This window comes from Phenylobacterium sp. (assembly GCF_041913825.1).
Lineage (GTDB): Bacteria > Pseudomonadota > Alphaproteobacteria > Caulobacterales > Caulobacteraceae > Phenylobacterium.
Map to the genome: position 1 here is coordinate 99,135 of NZ_JAYSEO010000005.1, position 8,901 is coordinate 108,035.

General features: G+C 70.3%; 8 protein-coding genes. 6 read left to right on the forward strand and 2 right to left on the reverse strand.

The features are described from left to right. Nucleotides 1-58: 58 nt before the first annotated feature. Entirely contained in the window at nt 59-721 is a 663-nt protein-coding gene (chpT, locus tag ACE3Q8_RS05295) for a histidine phosphotransferase ChpT (RefSeq protein WP_374469203.1), read from the reverse strand. 65 nt (nt 722-786) lie between these two features. On the opposite strand from chpT, the gene ACE3Q8_RS05300 reads away from it, so the two are divergent. Next, on the forward strand, nt 787-981 hold the full coding sequence (locus tag ACE3Q8_RS05300; protein WP_374469204.1) for a DUF3553 domain-containing protein: 195 nt from the start codon (nt 787-789) through the stop codon (nt 979-981). Then, complete coding sequence (cysQ, locus tag ACE3Q8_RS05305; protein ID WP_374469205.1) at nt 978-1,754, forward strand: 3'(2'),5'-bisphosphate nucleotidase CysQ; 777 nt, start codon at nt 978-980, stop codon at nt 1,752-1,754. Before ACE3Q8_RS05300 ends, cysQ begins: the two co-directional genes overlap by 4 nt. 12 nt (nt 1,755-1,766) lie before the next feature. On the opposite strand, the gene ACE3Q8_RS05310 is transcribed toward cysQ, so the two are convergent. After that, nucleotides 1,767-1,958 carry a hypothetical protein gene (locus ACE3Q8_RS05310; RefSeq protein ID WP_374469206.1) on the reverse strand — a complete coding sequence of 64 codons (192 nt, stop codon included), beginning with the start codon at nt 1,956-1,958 and terminating at the stop codon, nt 1,767-1,769. 175 nt (nt 1,959-2,133) lie between these two features. Between ACE3Q8_RS05310 and ACE3Q8_RS05315 the strand changes: the two genes are divergently transcribed. From ACE3Q8_RS05315 to ACE3Q8_RS05330, 4 genes are all read left to right on the forward strand, one after another. After that, nucleotides 2,134-4,434, forward strand: coding sequence for a TonB-dependent receptor (locus ACE3Q8_RS05315; RefSeq protein WP_374469207.1), 2,301 nt, complete (start codon nt 2,134-2,136; stop codon nt 4,432-4,434). A gap of 92 nt (nt 4,435-4,526) precedes the next feature. Next, complete coding sequence (locus ACE3Q8_RS05320) at nt 4,527-5,210, forward strand: Fe2+-dependent dioxygenase (protein ID WP_374469208.1); 684 nt, start codon at nt 4,527-4,529, stop codon at nt 5,208-5,210. A gap of 68 nt (nt 5,211-5,278) precedes the next feature. Further along, on the forward strand, nt 5,279-6,469 hold the full coding sequence (locus ACE3Q8_RS05325; protein WP_374469209.1) for an acyl-CoA dehydrogenase: 1,191 nt from the start codon (nt 5,279-5,281) through the stop codon (nt 6,467-6,469). A gap of 69 nt (nt 6,470-6,538) precedes the next feature. Then, nucleotides 6,539-8,899 (forward strand): PAS domain S-box protein, encoded by a 2,361-nt coding sequence (locus ACE3Q8_RS05330; protein ID WP_374469210.1) that lies wholly within the window; start codon nt 6,539-6,541, stop codon nt 8,897-8,899. Nucleotides 8,900-8,901: the final 2 nt, after the last annotated feature.

An 8,901-nucleotide genomic window follows, 5' to 3' on the forward strand; every position in this document is an offset into this window, starting at 1 on the left:
GCGGTCGCCCTTCCTTCAGGGCGTTTGTCGCGCGGGCTTGGTTAAGGACCGGTGAGAGTCAGGCCGGCACGGTGGCCGCGAAGGTCACTTTCTCTTCCGTCACGTCGGCGAACACCCGGCCGCCGGCGTCGGTGAGGAACAGGTGCACGTAGTAGGCCTGGGCCCAGTGGCCATGCAGGCCTTCGCCGAGCGGCTGGCCCTGCAGGCCCGCGAGCACCTCAGGCCGCAGCCGCGCCCTGGGCCCGGTGGCTTCAACGGCGATCGCGATGGCAGCGCCCTCCTGCACGGCCCGCACCTTGGCCACGCCGCCGGTCGGCAGGGCCGCGCCGGCGAGCTGGGCGAGGTTCAGGAGCGTGCGCGCCGCCGGCTTGTTCACGGCCGGGGTCTCCACGAGCCACTCCAGCTCGGCGCGCATGTGGCCGAAGATGCCGCGCGCCAGCTTCTCCAGCTCGCGCACGTCGAAGGTCTCGGCCGAAGCCGAGGCGCCGAAGGCCACGCGGGTGAAGGCCAGCAGGTCGGCGAGCTTGCGGGCCGAGGTGGCGATCAGGCCCATGGCCTCCTCGCGCATGTCCTGCGCGGAGGGATCGTCCAGCAGGTCGAGGCCCGAGACGATCGCCGAGGCCGGGCTGATGAAGTCGTGGCACATGCGCGCGGCGATGTAGGCGGTCAGCTCGGCGGTGCGCACCGGCGCGGCGGCGGAGGAACTCGGGGTGTCGCTCATGGCCGCGGACCTTGAGGTGATTTGAGCCTTTGGAAAACGCCCGCCGCCCCATAAGAGAGCCCGCCATGGAGCCGTTTTCCGATCCGTTCCTGGAGCCCGGCGTCCTGGTGCGGCACCCCGTCCACGAGGACTGGGGGCTGGGTCAGGTGCAGTCGGTGGCCGGGCGGCGGGTGACGGTGAACTTCGAGCACGCCGGCAAGCAGGTGATCGACGCCGCGGTCGTGAGGCTGGAGTTCGTGGGCGACGATCCGAGGGCGTGAGTTTGACCGGCACCGACAATGACGTGGGCGAGGCCCTGGCGGAGATCTGCGACGCCGCGGCGCGGCTGATCCTGCCGCTGTGGCGCTCGGGCCTGACGGTGATCCACAAGGCCGACGAGAGCCCGGTGACCGAGGCCGACCGCCGCGGCGAGGCCCTGATCCTGGAGCATCTGGCGCGCCGTTTCCCCGGCGTGCCGGTGATCTCGGAAGAGGACGCCAGCGAAGTCGGCACGCCCGACGCCATCGGGCCACGGTTCTTCCTGGTGGATCCGCTGGACGGCACCAAGGCCTTCGTCCGCGGCGACCCGCACTTCACGGTCAACATCGGTCTGATCGAGAACGGCCGCCCGGTGGCCGGCGCGGTCGCCGCCCCGCCGACCGGTGAGGTCTGGTGGACGGCCGGCGGACGGGCGCTCAAGCGCCGCGACGGCGGCGCCGCCGAGCCGGTGCGGGTGCGGCCCTGGCCGACCGGCGAGGCGCTGGCGCTGGTCAGCCACACCATGAAGGACGAGACCGCCCAGAAGCTCGCCGAGCAGTACGGATTCGACCGCCGCGAGCCGATGGACTCTTCCATCAAGTTCTGCCGCATCGCCGAGGGCGCGGCCGACATCTACGTGCGCCAGGGGCCGACCATGGAATGGGACATCGCCGCGGGGCACGCGGTGCTGGAGGCCGCGGGCGGGTCGGTGCGGACGCCGGAGGGCGAGGCCTTCACCTACGGCAAGGCGGAACAGGGGTTCCGGAACGGTTGGTTCGTAGCGCGCGGCGGCTGAACGCCGTCGTCGTCAGATGTGCTTGACGATGTTCCACTCGTCGGAGGACGGGCCCGAGACCGACGAGGACCAGGCCTCGGGCTGCTGGGCGAAGGCTGGCGACGGCTCGTTGAACAGGAAGTAGCTGAAGAACCCGACGAGGAAGGCGGCGAACGCCATCCAGAGGAAGGGCTTCACGATCTCGAAAACGCCGCTGGTCGGCATCGGCGACAGGTCCTCGGGCGCGCATCGCCCCTCGCAGACGGAACACCGAACACCGGCCTTGGTTGCGGCGTGGGCGGACCAATCCCGCTGTTGCGAACGATTCTCATTGCGCCATCGCAAAGCTGCAAATAAGAACGCTTCGCATTCTAATTTGCAGTCTGAGGGTACGGGGGACATGTCGTTCAGCAAGGGCGTCGTCGCACGCAAGAAGTCCGCGCTCGTCTTCGCCGCCGCCAGCGTGGCCGGCCTGTCGATGGGCGCCGTCGCGCACGCCGAGGAGACCGCCATCGCCACGGCCGCCGACGCGCCGGCGCCCGCCGAGCTGTCGGGCGTGGACGTGACCGGCGGCCGCCACCGCGAGCCCGACGCCCCCAAGTTCACCGCCCCGCTTATCGACACGCCGCGCAGCGTCACGGTCATCCCGCGCCAGGTGATCGAGCAGACCGCCGCCACCTCCCTGACCGACATCCTGCGCACCTCGCCCGGCATCACCTTCGGCGCGGGCGAAGGCGGCCAGCCGCTGGCCGACCGGCCGTTCATCCGCGGGCAGGCCTCGGGCAACAACATTTTCGTCGACGGCGTGCGCGACACCGGCGGCCAGATGCGCGAGGTGTTCGCCATCGAGCAGGTCGAGGTGGTGAAGGGCGCCGACAGCGCCTACTCCGGCCGAGGTTCGGGCGGCGGCAGCATCAACCTGACCACCAAGCGGCCGCGCCTGGACAGCTTCGTCAATGCCCAGGCGTCGGTGGGCACTGACAACTACTACCGCGGCGTGATCGACGCGAACTACCAGCTCGGCGACACCTCGGCCGTCCGCCTGAACGTCATGGGGATGGACAACGACAGCCCCGGGCGCGACGCGGCCAACTTCAGCCGCTACGGCGTCCTGGCGGGCGTCTCCACCGGCCTCGGCACGGAGACCCGCGCGACCTTCCTCTACTACCACCTGCGCACCGACGACCTGCCGGACTACGGCGTGTCGCTGTTCACCAAGATCCCGGGCCTGCCCAGGACCGAGAGCGGCGTGCTCGACGTGCCGCGCGACAGCTTCTACGGCCTCGAGGCCCGCGACTTCCAGAAGACCCAGGCCGATATCGGGACCCTGATTTTCGAGCACGACGTCTCGGAGGCCTTCAAGATCCGCAACGTCTTCCGCGCCTCGAAGACGCTCAACGACTACGTGGTCACCAACCCGGGCGACGGCGGCGTGGCCCAGCTCGTCGGCGGCGAGTACTGGATGAAGCGCGGGACCAAGTCGCGCTGGAACCCGACCCGCACGATCGCCAACGTCACCGACGTCTACGGCAAGTTCGACACCGGCTTCATCTCGCACAGCTATGACGTTGGCCTCGAGCTGAGCCGCGAGAAGAACAAGAACGCCGCGTATGTGATCTACACCACCGCCGGCGCCCCCTGCCCGGCGGGCTTCACCGGGGCCACCAACAACCTCGGGGTCGGGGACTGCACGCGGGTCTTCGCGCCCAACCCGAACGATCCGTGGCAGGGGATCATCGCCCGCCCGGACCCCTCGCGGAACATCACCGAGACGGTGGGTGTCTACGCCTTCGACACCATCTCGTTCGGCGACAAGTGGCTGCTGAACCTCGGCATCCGCCACGACAGCTACTCGGTGAAGGGCACCGACGTGGCGGTCACCAGCGCCAACGGCGTCATCACGGGCACGACCCTCACCCCGCGCAAGGGCGACTGGGACTTCACCAACTACCAGGTGGGCCTGGTCTACAAGCCGACCGAGACCTCGAGCGTCTACGTCGCCTACGCCACGACCTCGACGCCGCCGACCATCGCCTCCGGCGACCAGAACACCGGCATGGGGACGGGCACGGGCAACCTGGCCAACGTCCTCCTCGACCCGGAGGAGGTGACCAACTTCGAGGTCGGCGCAAAGGCGGCGTTCTTCGGCGAGCGGCTGAGCGCCTCGATCACCTACTTCGACCTGAAGCGGGAGAACGCCCAGATCCAGGTGTCGGCCGGCGTCTACGCCCAGGTCGGCGAGGCCGAGGCCAAGGGCGTCGAGATCGGCGTCACCGGCGCAGTGACGGACCGCTGGGACGTGTTCGGCGGCTACACCTATCAGGACAGCGAGCTCGTCCGCGGGGCCTACAACATCATCAACGAGGGCGACCCGCTGGCCAACACGCCGAAGCACAGCTTCAGCCTGTTCACCACCTACGAGGTCACGGACGCCTTCACGCTCGGCGGCGGCGCCTACTACGTCTCGAAGAGCTTCGGCGGGAACCAGGGCGGCGCCGGCGGCGGCGCCAACCAGGTGTTCGCCCCGTCCTACTGGCGCTTCGACGCCTTCGCCTCCTACCGGCTGCGCGAGAACGTCGACCTGCAGCTCAACGTCCAGAACGTCGCCGACGAGGACTACATCATCCGGACGAACGGCGTGCACCACGCCGACTACGGCCCGGCCCGCCAGGCCATCCTGACCCTGAACGTCCGCTACTGACCCGGTCCGTAGCGGATGCGCGGCCCCGTCTCTCCTCCCCGAGGCGGGGCCGCTTCGCATCCGGCCTGCGGAGATCCTAAGGTGGCCCCGCCATGATGCTTCACATCCCCGAGGTCCTGACCAAGGCGCAGGTCGCCGAGATCCGGGCGGCGATCGACGCCGCGCCCTGGGTGGACGGCAACCAGACCTCCGGCGCCCAGGCCGCGCTCGCCAAGCGCAACGCCCAGCTCCCCGAGGGTTCGCCGGCCGCGGCAGCGGCGGGCGGGCGCATCCTCGACGCGTTGTCGGCCAATCCGCTGTTCGTGGCCGCGGCCCTGCCGCAGATCGTCTTCCCGCCGCTGTTCAACCGATACGCCGGCGGCGAGTCCTTCGGCATGCACGTGGACAACGCGATCCGCCAGAGCCGCGACGGCGCGGTGCGGATCCGCACCGACCTGTCGGCGACCCTCTTCCTTACCGAACCCGCGGAGTACGAGGGCGGCGAGCTGGTGGTGGAGGACACCTTCGGCGCCCACGAGGTGAAGCTGCCCGCCGGCGACATGATCCTCTATCCCGCCTCCAGCCTGCACCGGGTGACGCCGGTGACCCGCGGCGCGCGGGTGTCGAGCTTCTTCTGGATCCAGAGCCTGGTGCGCAGCGACGAGCAGCGGTCGCTGCTGTTCCAAATGGACCTCGCGATCCAGCAGCTCTCCGGCCGGGTCGGCGCGGGCGCCCCGGAGCTGGTCTCGCTCACCGGGGCCTATCACAACCTTCTGCGGATGTGGGCCGAGCTCTAGGCCGCCGAGGGCCTACCCGGCGGCGAGATTTGCGGTCATAAGGCGCTCGCAAGCCAGGAGGACCTCCCATGCCGCTCGACACCGGCGCCAGCCAGAAGACCTATCGCTGGGACGATCCCCTGGACCTCGCGTCGCGGCTCTCGGAAGAGGAGCGGATGGTGTGGGACGCCGCCCGCGCCTACGCCCGCGAGAAGCTGCTGCCCCGCGTGGTCTCGGCCTACGCGGAGGAGCGGTTCGACCGCGAGATCATGACCGAGATGGGCGAGCTGGGCTTTCTCGGGCCGACGCTGCCCGAGGAGTACGGCTGCGCCGGAGTGAACCACGTCGCCTACGGCCTGATCGCCCGCGAGATCGAGGCGATCGACAGCGGCTACCGCTCGGCCATGAGCGTGCAGTCCTCGCTGGTGATGTACCCGATCTACGCCTTCGGCTCCGAGGAGCAGAAGCGCAAGTTCCTGCCCGGCATGGCGAAGGGCGAGATCATCGGCTGCTTCGGCCTGACCGAGCCGGATGGCGGCTCGGATCCGGCCTCGATGCGCACCGTCGCGAAGAAGGTCGACGGCGGCTACGTCCTCAACGGGGCGAAGATGTGGATCACCAACTCGCCGATCAGCGACGTGGCGCTGGTCTGGGCGAAGCTGGACGACACCATCCGCGGCTTCCTGGTGGAGCGCGGGGCCGAAGGCTTCGAGACGCCGAAGATCCAGAACAAGCTCAGCCTGCGGGCCTCCGTCACCGGCGAGATCGCGCTGTCGGACGTGTTCGTGCCGGAGGACATGATGCTGCCGGGCGTGAAGGGCCTGCGCGGACCGTTCTCGTGCCTGAACAAGGCGCGCTACGGCATCGCCTGGGGGGCCATGGGCGCGGCGGAGTTCTGCTTCCATGCGGCGCGGGACTACACCTCCAGCCGCTCGCTGTTCGGCCGCACCCTGGCCTCGCGCCAGCTCGTGCAGCGGAAGCTCGCCGACATGTCCACCGAGATCGCGCTGGGCTTCGAGGGCGCGCTGGCGCTCGGGCGGCTGATCGACGAGGGCGCGTGGGTGCCGGAGGCGATCTCGATGATGAAGCGCAACAACTGCGGCAAGGCGCTCGACATCGCCCGCGTCGCCCGCGACATGCACGGCGGCAACGGGATCTCGGGCGAGTACCACGTGATGCGGCACGCCTCGAACCTCGAGACGGTGAACACCTACGAGGGCGCCCACGACGTGCACGCGCTGATCCTCGGCCGGGCGATCACAGGCGAGAACGCGTTCTAAAAAGTCGCAGCGGGCCCAAACGTTACGTTTACCAGGCTAATGGTAGCGTCCTCCGGTTGAGGGGAACGCATGGGTCAACCGGCCGAAGGCGCCGCCTGCAAGGATGAGATGATCCGCTGGCTGTTCGAGAACAGCGGCGACCTCATGCACGTGGCCGGTCCGGGCGGCGTCCTGCGCCTGGTGAATCCGGCGTGGGAGCGCGTCACCGGCTGGCGCGAGGCCGAGTTGATCGGCCGCTCGATGCGCGAGCTGATCCACCCCGACGACCTGACGGCCGTCCAGCAGCGCGTGGCCGAGATGGCCGCCGGCGAGGTGCGCGAGAGCCGCACGCGCCTGCTCATGCGCGATGGCGGTTGGCTGTGGGTCTCCGCCCGCAGCAAGAAGATGGCCGACGGCGCGATGATCGTGACGATGCGCGACGCCACGGCCGAGATCGCGCGGGAGGCCGAGATCGAGACCACCCGGCGGGAGCGCAAGCTGCTGGGCGCGGCGTCCGGCGTGGGCCTGTGGTCCTACGATCCCGAGGACAACAGCATCCACTGGTCGGACGAACTCCTGGCGCTCACCGGCTACGGTCGCGGCGACGTGGACACCGGGGAGAAGTTCGCGGCCTGCCTCGACCGCTCGGAGCGCCGCGGGGTGATGGAGGTGCTGCTGGGGGCGACGTTCAGCGGCGAACCCACCCAGGTCGAGCACCGGCTCAGGCGCAAGGACGGCCGCTGGATCACCGTGCGGGCCACCATCCACACCGAGCCGCGGCCCGGCGGCCGCTACGCGCTGAAGGGCCTGTCGCAGGACATCACCGAGCTGGCCGACGCCCGCGACGCCGCCCGGCTGGGCGAGCGGATCATGCGCCAGGCCCGCCGCGACGCGCTGCAGAACGCCAAGCGCCTGAAGCTGGCCCTCGAGGCCGCCGGCGCCGGCGTCTACGAGATCGATCACGTCAACAAGACCTTCTGGTGCTCGCCCGAGTTCAAGCGGCTCACCGGCAAGGGCCGGCGCAGCACCTACGAGGAGGCCACCCAGCTTCGCTATCCCGGGTTCCATCCGGACGACCTGGATCACGTCCGCGCCTCGTTCCGCGCCCTGCACGCCGGCAGCAAGGACTCCGGCGAGGCCTTCGAGGCCCGCATCGTGCGCGAGGACGGCGAGGAGCGCTGGGTGCGCGTGGTGCACCACCTGAAGGTCGGCCGGAACGGCCGTTGGCTGAAGGCGGTGGGCCTGATCCACGACTTCGACGCCCACAAGAAGCAGGAGCTGGCGCTGATCGAGGCGCAGCGCGCCGCCGAAGCCGCCGGCGAGGCCAAGGCCGCCTTCCTGGCCAACATGAGCCACGAGATCCGCACGCCGCTGAACGGCGTCATGGGCGTGCTGCAGCTCCTCCGCGCCGAGGACCTCAGCGACGACGGGCGGGTGATGCTCGAGGAGGCGCTGAACTGCGGCCACATGCTGGCCGAGCTGCTGAACGACGTGCTGGACTTCTCGAAGATCGAGGCCGGCCGGCTGGAGCTCGCCTGCGAGCCGATCGAGCCGTCCGCCTTGGCCGACGGCGTCGCGCGCCTGCTGCGCCCGCAGGCGCAGGCCAAGGGCCTGGAGCTGCGGCTGGAGACGGATCCGGCCATCGGCTGGGTCCGGTCCGACCCGGTCCGCCTGCGCCAGGCGCTGTTCAACCTGGTGGGCAACGCGGTGAAGTTCACCGAGACCGGCCACGTCACCATCCGCTGCTCCGCCCCGGCGCGCGGTCGGCTGCGGTTCGAGGTGCAGGACACCGGCGTGGGCATCCCCGCGGCCGCTCAGCCGCGGATCTTCCAGCGCTTCGATCAGGGCGACGCCTCCACCACCCGGCGGTTCGGAGGCACGGGGCTCGGCCTGGCGATCACCAAGCGCCTGGCCGAGATGATGGACGGCGAGGTGGGTTTCAGCTCCACCGAGGGCCAGGGGTCCACCTTCTGGCTGGAGGTCACCGCCGAGCCGGCGCAGGCCGAGGCGCGCGCCGAGGACACCCCGCAGGCGGTGCTCGACGGCGTCCGCGTGCTGGTGGTCGAGGACAACGCCACCAACCGGATGATCGCCACCAAGATGCTGGAGCAGCTCGGCGCCGCGGTGGAGACCGCCGCCGACGGCTATCTCGGTGTGGACGCCGCCGCGCGCGGCGGCTTCGACCTGATCCTCATGGACGTGCAGATGCCGGGCATCGACGGGTTGGAGGCCGTGCGGCGGATCCGGGCGCTGAACGGGCCGGCCGCCGAGGCGCCGGTCATCGCGCTGACCGCCAACGTCCTGTCGCACCAGCGGCAGGCCTATCTGGACGCGGGCATGGACGGGGTGGTCGGCAAGCCGATCTCCCCGGCCGCGCTGATCGCCGAGATCGCCCGCATCGCCCAGGGCCGCGACGCGGTCGGGTCCCCGGACGGCGCCGTCGCGGCCTGATC